Raw genomic sequence first — 17836 nt, 5'->3', positions numbered from 1 at the left:
AATTTTGCAAAGATACTTTTTTTAAAAGTATCTTTTTTATTATATATAAGTAAAAAAAACTGAATTTGACTAATTATTGGAAATAATAATATAATAAAATTATATGTTACATTAAACAGGGAGCAAACTATGTATAAATTTATTTCTAAAAATAAATATTTTTTTTATAGCATCTTAATTATGATTTTACCAGCTCTAATAAGTATCAGTATTTTTTTTATAAATGAAAAAAAATACAATAATCAATATGTTAATGATATTTTAATTAACGATTTCAACGAACAAGTCATAATATTCAATGAATGGGTTGATAATGAAATTGAAATAAAAAAAAATTTTAGAAGTTTTTCTGAGATTAGTGGCAAATATAATAATATAATTGATTTTACATTTGATGACATATTAGAAAAAATTACGAACAATATGAAAATTTTAAAGACAAATTTTTTTTTAATTGACGAAGAAAGATCAGCTCTAATTAATGCTAATGATATTAATAATAATTTAAAGAAAATAATACTTGATAATAATAGTCCAAATAAAATTTATGAAAATAGTAATTATATTATATATTATAAATCAACAAATATAAAAAAATTTATAATGGTGTTTTTTATAGATAAAAACGAATTGCTTAACAATTTCAACATGAGCACTAGCATTAGTTTTTTTATAGTATTTTTATTTTATTTAATTATATATATTAACATAAATAAAATTATAAAATATTATATAAAATCTAGCAAAAAAATTAAACTTGATTTGGATTATATAATTAATAAAGAAAAAATGGATAAAAGTGACGAATATTTTGGAATATATTTCAAAAATCTATTGATGAGTTTTCTAAAATTAATTAGTTTAATAAAAAAAAGAGAATTTGATTTGAATAACTCTTTAGATAAACTAGAATATGTTAAAAATGAGATTAATATTGAAGAAAATAATCTATTTAATTTAAATAGTGAAAGAGAAAAGTTGATTAGTGATACTGCTAGTATAGTAGGAACTTTCATTAAAGAAGCTAACTATTTAGATAAATACGTAATTCTCTTAGATTCAAATTTGGAAATTATTTTTGTTACAGACAGTCTATTAGATAAAATGGGATATTTGGATAATGAAATTTTGAAAAAAACATTTTCTAAGCTCACTTTGAATGGTAATTTAGATAAAATACTTAAAAAAAGAAATTTTAAAAATTTAGATTTTTCGATGGTATCTAAAAATAATAGTAAAATTAATTTTAGAGGGAATACTCAACTGATAAATTTAGATGAAGAAACATTATATATTCAAATTATATTTGTAGATATAACGAGCAAATTAAAATTATATAATCAATATAAGCAGTTAAATAAAGAGTTTTTATTAATAAATAAAATGGGATTTAGCATGACGAGTAATGACGGTTTAAGTGCAATTCTACAAAAGATTGTTGATAAAATAAACTTGATTATGGATGCATTTGTATGTTCTATTAGGATAATTGAAAATGAAAAATTAGTAACAAAAGCAATCAGTGGTAAAGAAATTAATCGCTTTAAAATAGAAAATATAGAGAAAGAGAATAGTAAATTATGGGAAGCGGTAAATACTAAAAAGATAATAAACATTAAAAATAAAGAAGATATTATAATGGAAGATTTACTTGTATTAAATGAAGATGTAGACGATTTAAATGAAGTTCTTTATATACCTTTAGTTAACAATCGTAACATATTTGGGGTACTAACGTTTGTTTCTATTTCAGAAATTCATGAAACAGAAGTAAATGTAATAAAACATTTAGCCAATAATGCATCTTTAGAAATTGAAAAAGAAATACTATTTAATATTTTAAATAATAATTACTTAAAAACTATTGAATCCTTAGTTAATGCGTTGGAAGAAAAACTTGCAATTTCTAGAGGGCATACTTTAAGAGTTTCTGAGTACGCAAATTTAATAGCTAAAAAATTATATCTAAAAAAGGAATTTCTTGAAGAAATTAAGATTGCATCATTGCTTCATGATATTGGAAAGATTGGTATAAGTGACTCTTTGCTTAGAAAGGAATATGAAAATAAAGAAATTAGAGATGAAATAATAGATAGACATACAAGAATTGGGAAAAAAATTATTGAGCCAATTGGCTTAAGTGAAAATATATTGAATGGTATATATTATCATCATATTCATTTTGATTTATCGGGATTTCCAAAGAATTCACAAATAACTGAACAACCTCTTATTGCAAGAATAATTGAAGTTGCAGATCAATTCGATGTTATGTTAACAGGTATTGATAATCACTTTAAATTGACTTATAAAGATGTAATAAGATCTATGAAAAAACAATCAAATGTAATATACAGCAGTGAGGTAGTTGATGCACTTGAGGATATAACAATAGAAGAATTTGAATCTTTAGATATGATAAATAATTGATTTAAGAATAAGAATTCTGGTAAAAAAACACTAAAAAATAAAATAAAAAAATATTATATAAGGAAATTATTATGGAATATAAAGAATTAATAAAAAAAAGAATATTTATGAAAATATTAATATTATTAGTGCTTCCAAATATTATTTTTGGTGCTGTTTTTTATAATAAAATGTATATAAGTCGTACTAATAATCTCTTAACATTAAATAGGAATAATACAGAAATGAAATATAATAATTTCCTTAATTGGTACAAGGGAAAAACAAATATTCTTGAGTTAATTTCGAAAATATCTTTTTATGAAAAATACGACGATTATATAAAACTTAGTAAACTTGTTGTATATAGTAATGAAAATATAAGCATAAAAGAAAAAATATACTTGGTTGATAAAAATAAAACTATTGGAATTATTGAAAATGGAAAATTAGCATCTATTCATTTTGACAAAAATAATAATAGGGTATTATCTTTATACAAAAAAACAAATGTTGAAGGTATATATATTGCTATTGATTTGTTAGTTACTGATATTGAAGATAAAATAAATCAATATTTTTCAAATGATTTAGAATCAATTAGTCTTGTTATTAGTGGAAATGAGATTATCAAAGAAGGTAATACAAAAAATAATAATTTTTTTAATGATATTAGATATAACGTTAAGTTAAAAGAATATGATGTAAATATTTATGATAATGAAAATAAAATAAATTTTTTTGTATCGCAGAAAGCGGATTTTAATTTAAGTAGAATAAATCAATTTTTATATGTTTTTAAGGTATCAATTGTTATAGCAATTATTACTTATTTGCTAGTTATTGCATCTTTTTTTAAAATATTATTTTTCCCAATTGATAGAGTTATAGCTCAAATTGATAAAATATTAAATGGTGATATGGTTTATAAAATTAATTTTAAAAAACACAGATATTTTACTTATATATATGAAAGTTTTAATAAATTAATTTATAAATTACAGGATATTTATTACAAAGAATTAGAAATAGATGAGGAATATAAATTTCTAGTTAATGAATTAAAAGAGAAAGGGAAAAGTGCAAATAATATAAAAAATAATATTGATGAATTGAAAAAAAATATAAGTTTAGAGGAATTAAAATATAAAGTTTTTAGTGAAAGTAAGGATTTTACTTTAGGACTTGAAGAATTATATGATTCTGAAATAGTGGACGAGGAAAAATATTTAAAAGTTAAGGTTGTTAAAAGAAAAAAAGAATTACAGTTCATTAGAGAGGTAATGACATCACTAACTAATTCAAACACTTTAGAAACACTTCTTTCAAATATTGTTGAGAGAATTAATAAGCTTTCAGGAAGAGGAATTTGCACTATAAGATTAGTAGAGAATAATCTATTAAAATTAAAAGCATATTCAGGTGAATTTTCTGAGTTTATAAAGAAAGGCGATTTATCTATGGAAAAAGATATTGCTGGAGAAGCAATTAAAAAAAATCAAATTGTTGTTGTTAAGGATTTTAAAAATGTGCTTGTTGATTATACTTTTGATAAAGAAAATTTATTTGATAAAATTAAAGAAGCTATTTATATCCCCTTATCAAATAATAATAAAGCTATAGGTGTTATAATAATAGCTGTAGAAAATAAAATAGATGATTTAGATATTGATTTACTTAAAGCCTTTGCACGTCATGCTTCAATTGCAATAGAAAAAATAGGATTATATAATGAACTTAAAAATAACTATTTTAATACCATAAAAGTTTTAATAACTGCAGTGGAGGCAAAAGATTCATATACAGAGGGGCATTCAATAAGAGTTTCAAAAATTGCAGTACTTATTGCAAAAGAGATGGGATTTAGTGATGTAGAAATTGAAGAAGTAGAAATTTCAGGAATATTGCATGATATAGGTAAAATTGGAATCGAAGATAAAATTTTAACTAAAGAGGGAAAATTAACAGATTATGAATACAACGAAATAAAAAAACATTCTGAAATAGGATTTAGGATTATTAAACCAATAGAAATGAGTAAAGGAATAATTGAAGGAGTTTTGCTTCATCATTTAAGATATGATAAAAAAGGTTATCCTAAAATGAAAACTTTTGATAGAACTACTATTATACCTTGTATTATAGGTCTTTCGGATGCTATAGATGCAATAACTAGTAATAGGCTGTATTCTTCTAAAAAGGATTTAAAATGGGCAATAGATGAAATAAATAGGAATAGTGGAACTCAGTTTAATCCTAAAATTGTAAAAATAATAAATAAAATATTTAATAAAAATGCAAGTTTATTATATGATATAATTGATGAGGAATAATTTAGAAAGGTGGAGTATATGGCATATACAGCATTATATAGAAAGTGGAGACCAAATATTTTTGAGGAAATTATTGGTCAAAAACATATTGTAGATACTTTAAAAAATCAAATTAAAAATAATCAAATAGGACATGCATATCTTTTTAATGGAACTAGAGGAACTGGTAAAACAACAATAGCAAGAGTCTTTTCAAGGGCTATTAATTGTATAAATTCTACGGATTTTAATCCATGCAACAAATGTGATATATGCCAGGGTATATTAAATGAAACACTTATGGATGTTATTGAGATTGATGCAGCCTCAAATAATGGCGTCGATAATATAAGAGAACTTAGGGAAAATATTAAATATCCACCATCAAAAGCAAAGTATAAAGTTTACATAATTGATGAGGTTCATATGCTTTCACAAGGTGCATTTAATGCTCTACTTAAGATATTAGAAGAACCACCAAATTATGTAGTATTTATTTTGGCAACGACGGAGCTTCATAAAATTCCAGATACAATTCATTCTAGATGTCAGACTTATAGTTTTAAGAGAGTAACTTATGATGATATTAAAAAAAGAATGATATTTATATTAGAAGATATGAAAATTCTTTATGAGGAAAAGGCACTAGAAATTATAATAAAAAAAGGTGAAGGTGCGGTAAGAGATTCTCTAAGTTTACTTGATCAATGTATTTCTTTTACAGAAGGTAAAATTCTTTATGAAAAAGTTATTGATGTATTAGGATTATCAAATGAAGAAATTTATTTTGATATATTTGAAAATATTATTAATAAAAATCCGGCTAATTTAATAAAAATTGTAGACGATGTTTTTAATAGTGGTAAAAATATCAATTTTTTTATAAAAGATTTAATAGAGTATAATAGAAATATTATGATTGTTAATACATCGACTGAGTTGTTGGAATTACTAGACATATCAGATGAAAGAAAAAACAATATTAAAGAACAAGCAAAAAAAATATCTACCTCTAATATTATAAGAATATTAGAAATTCTGCTTGAAGCTGATAACGCTATGAAATATTCGAATAACCCAAGAGTGAGTTTAGAAATTACTTTATTAAAAATTGTTAACTTGAGTTTTGATAATTCAATTGAAGGAATTGTAGAAAGAATCATCAAAATAGAAAAAAAAATAGAGAGTGGAAATATAATTACGTCGTCAAATCAAAGTGAAAAAACAGTTGGCAGTAATAGTACGGCTTCAGATATTGATAAAAAAGTTGTTATTGAAAATCAGAGTGCTAGTAAAATTCAAAGAAATGTGGAGTCAGATACAATTTTACAAAAAGAAAATATTATAGAGTTAAGTATTGATAATAATACTTTTAATAAAATTGAAAATAGTTGGAGTGAAATTTTATCACTTGTTAGAAAAAATAAAGTATCTATTCATGCATTTTTGATTGAAGGATCACCAAAATATATGGATGAAAATAGGCTTATAATAGGATTTGATGATAAATTTGGATTTCATTTGAATGCAGTTATGAAAAAAGAAAATAAAGAGGTGATTGAAAATATTATTTTTAAAGTTATTAATTCTAGAGTCAATATAGTTTGCAAATTTACTAGTGAACTTGGTAAAATAGTAAATGATACTAAAGATGATGAAAACGAAATAACGAAAAAGGTTGAGGAGTTTTTTAATGATTCTATTGAAAAATTGGAAATAATAGAGTAACGTGTTATAATTTTAGTCTAATATCAATAATAATTTAATTTTAATTGAATATTAATATAATTTAGGAGGAAATATAAATGGCAAAAGGTAGAAAAAATATGGCTCCGGGAAATATGAATGGAATGATGAAACAAGTACAAAAAATGCAACAAAATTTACAAAAAGCACAGGAAGAAATAGAACAAAAAGAATTTGAAGCAACAGCGGGTGGTGGTGCAATAAAGGCTGTAGTTAATGGTAAAAAGGAAATAATTTCAATAACACTTGAAGAGTCAATTGTAGATTCGGATGACATTGAAATGCTACAGGATTTAATAATTGTTGTAATTAATGATGCTTTGAAAAAAGCCGATGAAACGATGGGTAAAGAAATGGGAAAATTAACTGGTGGTATGAATATTCCTGGACTATTTTAAGGATGTGAATAGATGACAAATTTCCCAGCGCCGATAGAAGAATTAATCGATGAATTTTCAAGATTACCAGGAATCGGAAAAAAAACAGCGCAGAGATTAGCTTTTTTTGTAGTTAAAGACAAAAAGGACAGTGCTATTCGTTTATCTGAAGCAATAATTAACGTTAAGAATAGAATTCATTTTTGTGAAGATTGTTTTAATATTACAGACAAGGATAAATGTAGTATTTGTTCGAATGCATCTCGTGATAGAAGTGTGATATGCGTCGTTGAAGATTCTAAAGATGTGATAGCAATAGAAAAAACTAGAGAATTTAAAGGATTATATCATGTACTTCATGGTGCAATTTCACCAATGGATGGAATAGGCCCAGAAGACATTAAACTTAGGGAATTAATAATTAGAATAAGGGACAATGAAGTTAATGAATTAATTTTGGCTACTAATCCAACTATTGAAGGTGAAGCTACTTCTATGTATATTTCTAAATTATTATCTCAAACAGATATTTTGGTTACTAGATTAGCTCATGGAATTCCAGTGGGTGGAGATTTAGAATTTGCAGATGAAGTAACACTTTCAAAAGCATTAGAAGGTAGAAGAAAAATATAAAAAGTATAAGCGGTGTGAACTGAAACACTTAAAGTGTTTCAAGTTATAGGGCTTTTAGCCCTATGTGAGAAATATATTAAATTATTAATTAATCAAGGTTTATGAATAAAAAAAGTATAAGCGGTGCGAACTGAAACACTTATAGTGTTTCAAGTCACAGGGCTTTTAGCCCTATGTGAGAAATATATTAAATTATTAATTAATCAAGGTTTATGAATAAAAAAAGTATAAGCGGTGCGAACTGAAACACTTATAGTGTTTCAAGTCACAGGGCTTTTAGCCCTATGTGAGAAATATATTAAATTATTAATTAATCAAGGTTTATGAATAAAAAAAGTATAAGCAGTGCGAACTGAAACACTTAAAGTGTTTCAAGTCACAGGGCTTTTAGCCCTATGTGAGAAATATATTAAATTATTAATTAATCAAGGTTTATGAATAAAAAAAGTATAAGCGGTGCGAACTGAAACACTTATAGTGTTTCAAGTCACAGGGCTTTTAGCCCTATGACAAAAAATATATCAAATTTCTCTTATAAGCTTTTAGCTTATCGAGTTATTTGATATATTTTTTTTCGCACCGCTTTTAATTTTGCGAATATTCAGTTTTTGATGTATAATAAAAGGTAACATCGTATCTACTAATGAAAACATAAAAAATTTACTAAGGAGAGGATTATATGAAAGATGTTTTAAAGGTTGAATTTAGAGAAAAAACTGGAAAAAGTAAGCTTAAAATTTTAAGAAATAATAGTTTCATTCCTGCAGTTGTTTATGGTTCAAATAAAGAAAACAAAAATATAAAAGTTTCTAAAGTTGAGATTGAAAAATTTTTACATTATCATGGTGTTGGTACTTCGTTAGTATTAAAATTAGGAGAAGAAAAAATAAGCGCTATTATGAAAGATTTTCAAAGAGCACCTTTAAAGGGCAATCTTATTCATATTGATTTTCAAGAACTATCTAAAGGCGAAAAAATTAAGGTAAGAATACCAATTCATTTTATTAATAAAGAGTCCGTAGAAGATGCTATAAACATTGTTACTGAGCAATTGCATGATATTGAAATCCATGCAATGCCAAAAGATTTAGTAGACTTTATAGAAGTAGATTTATCTACCTTAAAAGAAGCTCCAATAAAAGTTGGCGATTTAGAAATTTTCAAAAATGAAGATGTTGAATTAGCTTTAGATGAGGATCTAGTTGTTGCTTCACTTACTACAGCAGGTAAAGAAGTAGAAGAAGAAGTTTCAGAAGATGAAGAAACAATAGAAGTTTTATAAGAAAATATTATATTTTAAAAAACATGAATTTATTTAATTCATGTTTTTTTTAATTATTCATTTACAAATTATGTATAATGTGATAATATGTTGAAAAAGATAGGAGGCTAAATATGGAAATTGTACATATATTAGTAATCTACCCAAAAGACCTTTCTAGCGGTGAATTTAAATTAAATTTGAGTAAGAGTGGATACAAAAAAAATATTGAAGTAGATGTAGTTTTTCGAAACGGTGAGGAAGGCGTTATCAACTTTTTGAAAAACAATAAAAAATTTAATAATATACTTATTTATTCAAATCAATTTTCTGATGAGCAAATTATAAATCTATCGAAACAAATTATTAACAATAATTTATTGTCGTGTATTGAAGTAGTGTATTTCAACAATTATCAAAAGAAAACCCTAAATACATTAATTGAAAATAATGTAACTAATATAGTATTAGAAAAAGATTTTTCTTTTGAAAGAGTATTATATTTTTTAAATAATAAAAAAACGAAATTTGAAGTAATGTCATATTTAGATATTTTAAGTGAAAAAAATATGGAAACTGATAGTAAAAAAATTGATTATATAAAAGAAAGTTTGAAAAATTGTTCACCAAGTAAATTTAATGAGACATTTAAATTTTTAACAAATGATTTAGAAGAAAGCTTAAAACAAGAATTATTAAATATATATGCAAGTAAAAATAATGAAAAAAATTTTTTAAAAGAAAAAAATAGTTCAATTAATCAAATTAATAGGATTATATCTGTATGGGGAAATTATGAATTTGCATGTGAATTAGCATATTCTCTTTCTACAGTTACAAATTTGAATGTTCTTTTAATTGATGCAGATCGATTGAATCCTTCAGTAGATATGTATATGGATATCAATAAATTTAATAGCAATATTCAAATTAATAATATAAGCACATATAATTCAGGAATAAATATTTTACTTGATGCAATCGAAAAAAAAATAATATCCAGAGAAATATTTGAAAATGCAGTCGTAAAAATTAAGAAAAGATCTAATTTAAGTATTATTACAGGAAATTACAATTTAAATAATTATGAATACTACGAAAAAAAAGATTTTGAAAAATTGATATCACTTTCGAGAGATTATTTTGATATTGTAATTATAATTTTAAATAAGCACATATATGATATGTTTACAGTTATTTCATTATTAAAATCAGATGTAAATTTGATACCTATAGCTACAAATTTGCTAGAAGTTAGAGAATTTAATAAATATATTGAATTTTTAAATAAAAAACAGAAAATGTTAATTTCAAAAAATTATATGGTTGCATTTAACCACAAACTTTTTTTAGATATTGATTATAATTTACTACACGAAGCATCGAATTGCGGTTTTATTGGAAAAATAAGATATAAAGCTGAAAGGAATCGTATAAAAAGTACTAAAAATTCAATAAATAGTATAATTAAAACCAAAGATGTTAAAGAATATATTAAGATTATTAATAAATTAAATATAAAAATTAAAGCTAAATATACTAAACATAATAATGAGGAGCAATTTGTATGATAAAAACATTACATAATTCATTAATGGAAGAAGAGTATTGTATGACAAGAAATACAAATTTGGATTTTCAAGCGATTTCTTTGGAATTATCTTCTTCAATAATTAAAATGAATCCTGGGTTAATTGCAGATGTGAGCAGTGGAAAAATCGAAAGGATAGTTCTTGAAAAAGAAATTATTAAATTAATTGATAATAAGAGGTATAAAGTCCAAAGGGATATTATGATAAAAGAAATTATGAACTATATGTTTGGCTATGGAATTCTTCAATATTATATAGAAAATGAAAATATAACAGACATTGATGGCACAAGATATAATTATTTTATGATTAAAGAGAATGGAATTAAGAAAAAAATAGATATTAAATTTTCTACGGAAGAAGAATTTGATAAATTTTGCAGATTAATAATAATTAGAAACGGTGGAATAATTAATGAAAATGATAGTCATGCAAGAGTTTCAGATGAAAATTATAGACTTAGGATTAATGTGGCAATTAACCCTAGGAATATCACGGGACCATCATTAACAATAAGAAAACATAGAAGGACGGCATATTCGTTAGAAGAATTATCTGACAAAGATATGTTTGATAAAAAAGTTGAAAAAATTTTAGTAAATATAGCAAATAGTAATTCAAGAATTATATTTTCTGGGAAAGGAGCAGCTGGAAAAACAACACTTCTTAGGGCATTTATAAAAAAAATTAATGAAAGTGAAAGAATACTAGTATGTGAATCAGATGCTGAAATATATCCAGAATCTAAAAATTTTATTTCACAAAGAATAAAGAAAGATTGTTATGGTGGGAGAAAACTTGAATTAAAGGACTTATTGAAAGATGGATTGACAATGTCACTAGATGGTTATTGCGTAGGAGAATTAGTTGGAGAAGAGACATGGGATTTTTTAAAAGCAGGATACACAGATCATAAAATTATTGGTACTTTGCATGCAATAAGTGCTGAAGATTCTTTATATAGATTGTTAATGTTAATTGAAAATTCTATAGTAGGACTATCAGAAAATACGGTAAAAAAAGTTATTGCGAATTCACTGGATATCATAGTATACCTAAAAAATTTTGAAGTTCAAGAAATAATTAAAGTAAATAGGTATTCTAATGAAAAAAGAGTATTTGAAATTGACTATTTATATAAAAAAAAAATTAGAAATAATGAAAGAAATTTAGCTTATGAAAATTAGTATAATTGCATTTACAACAGTAATAATATATGCAGCAGTTGTTTATTTAGTATTAATTTTAAGAAACAATTTAATTATAAATAAATATTTTACAAGAAATTCAAAGATGTATTCAGATGAAAAAATGTTACGAAATAGTTTTAGGATAAAAAAAAGTTTTTTAGATGATATAAACAGAAAATATTTGATAAAAAGTGGAATAACGTTATTATTTCCAAGCTTAAGTATATATAGTTTTATAGGAATAATAGTAATAATATTTTTTATAACATTATTTTTTTCTTCAATAACTATGAGTATTTCTATTCCATCGATATCAATGTCTTTAATAATATCTTTGTTTCCAATTATAGGACTTGATATGTTTAGAAAATATAATAGTACGAAAAGTAGAAAGTTACTTGTTAATTTCATAGGAACAATGAATAGATGGTGTCAAGTCAAGGAAGATGTGTTTTTTTGCTTTGAAAAAACGCTTCATACAGGAATAGGAAATCCTATTGATAGATATATAAGCGATTTTCTTGTTCAAGTCAATACGGGTGTAGATGCAGTAGAAGCACTCGAAATATTTCAAAGCAAAATAGATAATGAAATATTTAGAGTTTTTATTATTAATATAAAGGAAGCAGTAAAGTCGAGAGGTAATTTACTTAAATTATTTTCTGGTTTGGAAGAAGAAGCTTATAAATTAGAGGAAGAATTCAACAGAAGAAAGATTTCGTTATTTAAGGACAAACTATTAATATACGTAATAATGGTATCAGTAATTGCCATATATTATTATTTAATAAATAATAATATATCGGTACGAAATTTTTATCTTAATACTAATACAGGTAGAATACTTCTTGCTGTATACTCAATTATATTTTTTTTAGGTTTTTTACTTTCACTAGAACTCAATAAATACAATTACTAAAAGGTGATTATGATTAATAAAATAAATATTTATATAATTTTACTAAATATAGCTATTGGATATCTAATTTACGTAGTTAATAAAATATATTTTAATTCTTATTTTATTTATGTAAAAAAGGATAGAATTAGAAATCAAGTCAATAGTCGCAATTTTAAATTTACAAGGAGTAAGATTTTTAATAAAACTAAAATTAGACTAAAAGAAGCAGGGATATATGATGATAAATCAATAATTAAGTTTATACTATCTGCTTATATAATGCCAGTAATTATTTTTTTTCTACTTTGCAGAAATGACATTTATAGTATTTTTAAAGCCCTTATAATACTAATAGTACTAATTAGTTTTTCTGAGTACAAACTATTTAAACTAAAAAAAACAAGGAGACTAATTTTTCAAAAAAATGCATATAAAATATATAAATTTTTGAACAATCAATATTCTTCGGGAGTAAGATTTGATAAAAGCATCACCTCTGTTTTTGAAGTAATAAACGATAAAGACTTAAGATTAAATTTAATGACAATGGGTGCAATATACTCTCAGACATCGGATATGGATTTAGCTTTAAAAGAATTATCTAGCAATTATTTGAGTCATGACGTGGAAACTTTATGCTTAACTTTAAAACAAGGAATAATGGTTGGAAATAATATAGAAACATTGATCAATCAGGAAAAACTTATGTTCAAAAAATATTTTAATTATATAAAAATGGAAACAGAAAACCAAAAAATAAAGAGTTTTTTTATAGTTTTTTTATTTTCACTGGTTGTAATATTATTAATAGGAATACCATTAATTATTGAAATGAGTAATGCAACATCAAAAATTTTTATGTATTAGGAGGATGATTATGTTAAAAGTATTAGTCGATTTAGAAATAAGGAAAAACAAAATTAAAGAACTTTTATTATCATCAAGAGGAGAGTTTGGAGTTTCGATTATTATAAATATTGCAATCGCTCTTATAATTGCGGCATTTATTTTACTTCCAAATATGAAAAGTTTTAGTAAAAAACTTATGACGGATATTACTGATTGGTATACAAATACCTTGAAAAATTCTTTATTTGATACAAGTATATAAGGTATGAATAATTCAGGAGTAGTTGTATGGGCTATGTGTATGGTGTTAATTGTCGGAATTGTAATATCATTTATTTATATTATTGTTCCAATTAATTTAAAATATCAATTTAATGATATATGTTCAGATTATAATTATAAAGCGTTAGTTGAAGGTGGTCTAACTGTCGAAGATAAGAATCATTTAAAAGAAAGACTTATAGAGAGAGGTTATTTTGACATTAATATTATTACTAGTAATAAAGATGAGTCTTCTTTTGCAAAATCAATAAAATTTATTGTAAAGTGCAAAACTAAATATGTTATAACAGTAGGATTATTAAAATATAAAACAGCTGAAGGAAATTTAAAATATGAAAAATATAGTTTTTCAAAAAAAGTTGTCAATTAAAAGTTCCTTTGGTGGGATGGAAATTACAATAATATTTTTGTATTTATTTATAATAATATTTGTCATATTTCCTTTATTTACATATATTTATGAAAAAATGTATTTTTCTATAATAGAAAATGAAATAAGGAATACTTTGGAAGTATCACTTACTTCACTTTATAAAGAATATAATATCAAAAATTTAAGTAAAGGAAATTTAAAAATAAAAAATGATAAAGATGAGCTTGAGCAATATATCAAATTGAATTTAAATTTAAAGGATGATATGTCGTCAAAGGAAAATAGTATTCTTTTTGGAGATATCAATATTGTTGATATAGAATATGGTTTAAAAAATGTGAATATTGTTTTAGATATTAGAATTGAACCGTTTATATATAGAAAAGTATTGATGAAAATGATTGATAAGAGCGAATTGGTTGTTAGAATTAATGTAAAAGTAGATATGCCAATTAATAATTAGGAAGTGCTATATGAAAAAAAAGATTTTAACTATAATATTAATAATATTAGGTCTTACTTTAGTTTTGTATTTTGAAATAGATGCTATTAATAGTAAAAACAAAAGTGAGATAAAAATAAAAGTTTATTTTGCTAGAAAAAATATTGAAACTAATTCTATAATAAAAAAAGAGGACTTGAAATATAAATTGATTGATGAAGCCAATATTGAAGATGATTATTGCAAAGAAATTGAAAATATAGTTGGCAAATATTCAAATAGCTTAATTAAAAAGAATGAAATAGTACTTAAAAGCGATTTGCTTAGTAATATAAAAAAAAGAGTACAAAACAAAATTATTCCATTTGGAAAAGCACAATTCACATTAGAGTTAAGCGCCGAAGAAGCGAATGGTTGGCAAATTAACGATGACGATATAGTAGATTTAATGTTTTGTAGTAGTACTGAAAAAGAAGAATCAAAAAGATTTTTTGGAGTCAAAGTATGCTCAGTATTAGATGAGAATTACAAAAAAATAGATATAATTAGCGAAGAAAATAGGCCTAAATATTTAGTTTTGGTAAGTATGGACGAAGATGTTCAAAATATTTTAGTTCTAGAAGATCACGGGAAATTCAAAGTTATCACTTTGGGGAAATAAATCAACTTATTGAAATAATTGTGAAAATATTCAAACGATGATATAATTGACTTAAATATATTTTGAGGAGATTAGTCGTGAAATATGATAAAAAATCAAGGGAAGAATTGATCCAAATAATTGATAATTTGAAAACAATGCAAATTTCAAATAAAGAAAAAAGTCGATTTGTTACTAATATTTCTCATGAAGTAAGAACGCCGTTAAATGGGATGCTTGGGATGGTTCAGCTTCTTAAGGAAACGGAGCTAGATAGTATTCAAACAGAATATGTAGATATTTTATTTGATTCTTCAATTAAATTAACGGAAACAATAAACAGTATTTTAGAAATATCAAAATTAGAAGAAAAAAAATATAAAGAAGAAAAAAAGATTTTTTCGATTAAGGATTTAATAAATGAAATTGTAAATACTTATAGTAATGAAATTAATGATAAAAAATTACTAGTTGTTTTTGAAATTGATGATTCACTGCCTCAGCATTTCATTGGTGACTTATATTCATTAAGAAAAGTTTTGGTTAATATTATTGATAATGCAGTTAAATTTACTGATAAAGGGAAAATAGAAATAAAAATTGGAAGAATCAAATATACCAAAAAAAGAATTAGTGTTAGCATAGTTATCAAAGATACAGGAATCGGCATACCTTCTGATAAGTATCAATACGTCTTTGGAAGATTCAATAAACTTGAAACAAAAGGAATAAAGAATAAAGGGGTAGGTTTAGGATTATCCATTGCACGTGAATTTATTAATATTATGAATGGAAAAATTGAATTAGATTCTAAATTAGGAATAGGTACTGAAGTAAAAATAGAATTAAAATTAGAACATTTAAAAAATGAAATTACTAGCAAGAGTACAAGTAAACCGGAAATATTAAATTTAAATAATAGAAAAAAAATATTAGTAGCGGAAGATGAATTAGTTGGAAGAATTACACTTAAGTTTATGTTGAGAGAATATTATGATCTTATTTTCGCTAAAAATGGAGAAGAATGCATTGAAAATTACATAAAAGAAAAACCGGATTTAATACTGATGGATATTATGATGCCAATTAAGAATGGGTTTGAAACTTTAGATGAAATTAATCATATGAAAAATAAAAGAAAAATTCCGATAATCGCTTGTACGGCCAAAGTTATGGATACAGAGAGAAATTATTTGATTTCTTATGGCTTTAGTGATTATATTTCTAAGCCTATTGATATGAAGAAGTTACTTTTGTTAATTGATAAACATTTAAAAGCAGAAAATTAAAAAGTAAAAAATATAATATAAAGGGTAAGAATCAGTGCGCCAAGCTCACTTTCAGTGATCTTGCCTGGGGCTTTTAGCCCTATGAAAAAGTAAAAAATATAGTATAAAGGGTAGAAATCAGTGCGCCAAGCTCACTTTCAGTGATCTTGTCACGGGCTTTTAGCCATATGAAAAAGTAAAAAATATAATATAAAGGGTAAAAATCAGTGCGCCAAGCTCACTTTCAGTGATCTTGTCACGGGCTTTTAGCCCTATAGAAAAAACAAAAGAATATTAAAAAATTATGCTATCGCATTTTTTAATATTCTTTTGTTTTTTCTGCACTGCTTTCTTTTTTCGCGCATTATGATAAAATATCATTATATATTATATTGATGGGAGTTTTTATGGGAAATTATAGATTGATTGCAACGTCAGCCTTTGGTATTGAAGGTATTGTTAAGGATGAAATTAAAAGATTGGGTTTTACCAATATTGTAGTTGAGAATGGAAGAATTCTTTTTGATGCTGATGCAGCGGGAATTGTTCGTGCTAATTTATGGCTTAGATGCGCAGATAGGGTTCATATTTTGGTTGGAAAATTTAGGGCTAAAACATTTGTTGAACTTTTTGATAAAACGAAAAAACTTGATTGGGATAGGTATATTCCTATAGATGGAGAATTTCCGGTGAGTGCTAAAAGTGTTAAATCTAAGCTTTTTAGTGTGTCTGATATTCAATCTATTACAAAAAAATCTATTGTTGAGAATTTAAAAGATAAGTATAAAATTGATTGGTTTGAAGAAACTGGTTCAAAATTTCATATTACAGCTGCTATACTAAATGATGAAGTTTCTCTAACAATTGACACTAGCGGGCTTGGACTTCATAAAAGAGGCTATAGAGAGGATGGAAATATTGCACCTTTAAAAGAAACGCTAGCGGCAGCTTTAATTAAAGCGAGTAGGTGGCATGCTAAGATTCCTCTAATTGATCCAATGTGTGGAACTGGGACTATAGCAATTGAAGCAGCTTTGATGGGTAGAAATATTGCTCCAGGGTTAAATAGAAAATTTGATTTTGAATCTTGGGACTTTATTCCAAGTGAAGTAATCAAAGAAGAGAGAGTTAAGGCTTATAGTCAAATTGATTATGAAAAACAGTTAAATATATCAGCTTTTGATGTTGATAGAAGAGTTATTAATATTGCAAAACTAAATGCAGAAAAAGCTGGAGTAGAAGATGATATCGTTTTTAAAGTTCAGGATGCAAAAGATATTAATACAAAGGATAAGTATGGCTATATAATTTCAAATCCTCCATATGGTGAAAGACTAGGAACAGAAGAAGAAATATTTGATTTGTATAGTATGATGGGTACTTCATATAAACGCTTAGAAACTTGGTCTAAATATATATTTACATCTAACGAGGAATTCGAACGATTTTTTGGAAAAAAATCTGATAAAAACAGAAAACTTTATAATGGTAGATTAAAATGTTATTTGTATCAGTATATTGGAGAAAAACCACCTAAAATCAAATAAAGTTTTAAAATTCG

The 17836-nt window shown here is 24.5% G+C and carries 16 protein-coding genes; all 16 read left to right on the top strand.

Annotation, left to right across the window (positions count from 1 at the left end; translation table 11 throughout):
* Positions 1 to 129 precede the first annotated feature (129 nt).
* The 16 genes from AACH12_RS14145 to AACH12_RS14070 all read left to right on the top strand — a co-directional run bounded on the left by AACH12_RS14145 (position 130) and on the right by AACH12_RS14070 (position 17822).
* Positions 130 to 2430, top strand: a complete 2301-nt coding sequence (locus AACH12_RS14145) for an HD domain-containing phosphohydrolase (RefSeq protein WP_338536023.1) — start codon at positions 130 to 132, stop codon at positions 2428 to 2430.
* Positions 2431 to 2501: 71 nt separating this feature from the next.
* Positions 2502 to 4742, top strand: coding sequence for an HD-GYP domain-containing protein (locus AACH12_RS14140; protein ID WP_338536022.1), 2241 nt, complete (start codon positions 2502 to 2504; stop codon positions 4740 to 4742).
* An 18-nt stretch (positions 4743 to 4760) separates the two neighbouring features.
* Complete coding sequence (gene dnaX / locus AACH12_RS14135) at positions 4761 to 6449, top strand: DNA polymerase III subunit gamma/tau (protein WP_338536021.1); 1689 nt, start codon at positions 4761 to 4763, stop codon at positions 6447 to 6449.
* Between the two features lie 77 nt (positions 6450 to 6526).
* Complete coding sequence (locus tag AACH12_RS14130; RefSeq protein WP_338536020.1) at positions 6527 to 6865, top strand: YbaB/EbfC family nucleoid-associated protein; 339 nt, start codon at positions 6527 to 6529, stop codon at positions 6863 to 6865.
* Between the two features lie 12 nt (positions 6866 to 6877).
* Positions 6878 to 7477 carry a recombination mediator RecR gene (gene recR / locus AACH12_RS14125; protein WP_338536019.1) on the top strand — a complete coding sequence of 200 codons (600 nt, stop codon included), beginning with the start codon at positions 6878 to 6880 and terminating at the stop codon, positions 7475 to 7477.
* 679 nt (positions 7478 to 8156) lie between these two features.
* Complete coding sequence (locus AACH12_RS14120; RefSeq protein ID WP_338536018.1) at positions 8157 to 8759, top strand: 50S ribosomal protein L25; 603 nt, start codon at positions 8157 to 8159, stop codon at positions 8757 to 8759.
* Positions 8760 to 8872: 113 nt separating this feature from the next.
* Entirely contained in the window at positions 8873 to 10309 is a 1437-nt protein-coding gene (locus tag AACH12_RS14115) for a hypothetical protein (protein WP_338536017.1), read from the top strand.
* A complete protein-coding gene (locus AACH12_RS14110) occupies positions 10306 to 11517 on the top strand; it encodes an ATPase, T2SS/T4P/T4SS family (protein ID WP_338536016.1) in 1212 nt (403 codons plus the stop codon). The genes AACH12_RS14115 and AACH12_RS14110 overlap by 4 nt, the downstream gene beginning before the upstream one ends.
* Positions 11507 to 12439 (top strand): hypothetical protein, encoded by a 933-nt coding sequence (locus AACH12_RS14105; protein ID WP_338536015.1) that lies wholly within the window; start codon positions 11507 to 11509, stop codon positions 12437 to 12439. The genes AACH12_RS14110 and AACH12_RS14105 overlap by 11 nt, the downstream gene beginning before the upstream one ends.
* A gap of 9 nt (positions 12440 to 12448) precedes the next feature.
* Positions 12449 to 13288, top strand: coding sequence for a hypothetical protein (locus AACH12_RS14100; protein WP_338536014.1), 840 nt, complete (start codon positions 12449 to 12451; stop codon positions 13286 to 13288).
* A 10-nt stretch (positions 13289 to 13298) separates the two neighbouring features.
* Entirely contained in the window at positions 13299 to 13532 is a 234-nt protein-coding gene (locus tag AACH12_RS14095; RefSeq protein ID WP_338536013.1) for a hypothetical protein, read from the top strand.
* A 3-nt stretch (positions 13533 to 13535) separates the two neighbouring features.
* Entirely contained in the window at positions 13536 to 13922 is a 387-nt protein-coding gene (locus AACH12_RS14090) for a hypothetical protein (RefSeq protein WP_338536012.1), read from the top strand.
* Positions 13885 to 14388 (top strand): hypothetical protein, encoded by a 504-nt coding sequence (locus AACH12_RS14085; protein ID WP_338536011.1) that lies wholly within the window; start codon positions 13885 to 13887, stop codon positions 14386 to 14388. Before AACH12_RS14090 ends, AACH12_RS14085 begins: the two co-directional genes overlap by 38 nt.
* Positions 14389 to 14398: 10 nt before the next feature.
* Positions 14399 to 15028: an SAF domain-containing protein gene (locus AACH12_RS14080; RefSeq protein ID WP_338536010.1), complete on the top strand. Its 630-nt coding sequence runs from the start codon at positions 14399 to 14401 to the stop codon at positions 15026 to 15028.
* Between the two features lie 77 nt (positions 15029 to 15105).
* A complete protein-coding gene (locus AACH12_RS14075) occupies positions 15106 to 16296 on the top strand; it encodes an ATP-binding protein (protein ID WP_338536009.1) in 1191 nt (396 codons plus the stop codon).
* 386 nt (positions 16297 to 16682) lie between these two features.
* Positions 16683 to 17822 (top strand): THUMP domain-containing class I SAM-dependent RNA methyltransferase, encoded by a 1140-nt coding sequence (locus AACH12_RS14070; RefSeq protein WP_338536008.1) that lies wholly within the window; start codon positions 16683 to 16685, stop codon positions 17820 to 17822.
* Positions 17823 to 17836 lie beyond the last annotated feature (14 nt).

Source organism: Helicovermis profundi (assembly GCF_033097505.1).
GTDB classification, from domain to species: domain Bacteria; phylum Bacillota; class Clostridia; order Peptostreptococcales; family Acidaminobacteraceae; genus Helicovermis; species Helicovermis profundi.
The sequence above is the reverse complement of the archived record's forward strand: the minus strand, read 5'-3'. Positions and strand labels throughout refer to the sequence as shown.

What these genes read in the sequence shown, in the direction of transcription:
- AACH12_RS14145 (WP_338536023.1), top strand. Translation starts at nt 130, where the DNA reads ATGTATAAATTTATTTCTAAAAATAAATATTTTTTTTATAGCATCTTA.
- AACH12_RS14140 (WP_338536022.1), top strand. Translation starts at nt 2,502, where the DNA reads ATGGAATATAAAGAATTAATAAAAAAAAGAATATTTATGAAAATATTA.
- dnaX (WP_338536021.1), top strand. Translation starts at nt 4,761, where the DNA reads ATGGCATATACAGCATTATATAGAAAGTGGAGACCAAATATTTTTGAG.
- AACH12_RS14130 (WP_338536020.1), top strand. Translation starts at nt 6,527, where the DNA reads ATGGCAAAAGGTAGAAAAAATATGGCTCCGGGAAATATGAATGGAATG.
- recR (WP_338536019.1), top strand. Translation starts at nt 6,878, where the DNA reads ATGACAAATTTCCCAGCGCCGATAGAAGAATTAATCGATGAATTTTCA.
- AACH12_RS14120 (WP_338536018.1), top strand. Translation starts at nt 8,157, where the DNA reads ATGAAAGATGTTTTAAAGGTTGAATTTAGAGAAAAAACTGGAAAAAGT.
- AACH12_RS14115 (WP_338536017.1), top strand. Translation starts at nt 8,873, where the DNA reads ATGGAAATTGTACATATATTAGTAATCTACCCAAAAGACCTTTCTAGC.
- AACH12_RS14110 (WP_338536016.1), top strand. Translation starts at nt 10,306, where the DNA reads ATGATAAAAACATTACATAATTCATTAATGGAAGAAGAGTATTGTATG.
- AACH12_RS14105 (WP_338536015.1), top strand. Translation starts at nt 11,507, where the DNA reads ATGAAAATTAGTATAATTGCATTTACAACAGTAATAATATATGCAGCA.
- AACH12_RS14100 (WP_338536014.1), top strand. Translation starts at nt 12,449, where the DNA reads ATGATTAATAAAATAAATATTTATATAATTTTACTAAATATAGCTATT.
- AACH12_RS14095 (WP_338536013.1), top strand. Translation starts at nt 13,299, where the DNA reads ATGTTAAAAGTATTAGTCGATTTAGAAATAAGGAAAAACAAAATTAAA.
- AACH12_RS14090 (WP_338536012.1), top strand. Translation starts at nt 13,536, where the DNA reads ATGAATAATTCAGGAGTAGTTGTATGGGCTATGTGTATGGTGTTAATT.
- AACH12_RS14085 (WP_338536011.1), top strand. Translation starts at nt 13,885, where the DNA reads ATGAAAAATATAGTTTTTCAAAAAAAGTTGTCAATTAAAAGTTCCTTT.
- AACH12_RS14080 (WP_338536010.1), top strand. Translation starts at nt 14,399, where the DNA reads ATGAAAAAAAAGATTTTAACTATAATATTAATAATATTAGGTCTTACT.
- AACH12_RS14070 (WP_338536008.1), top strand. Translation starts at nt 16,683, where the DNA reads ATGGGAAATTATAGATTGATTGCAACGTCAGCCTTTGGTATTGAAGGT.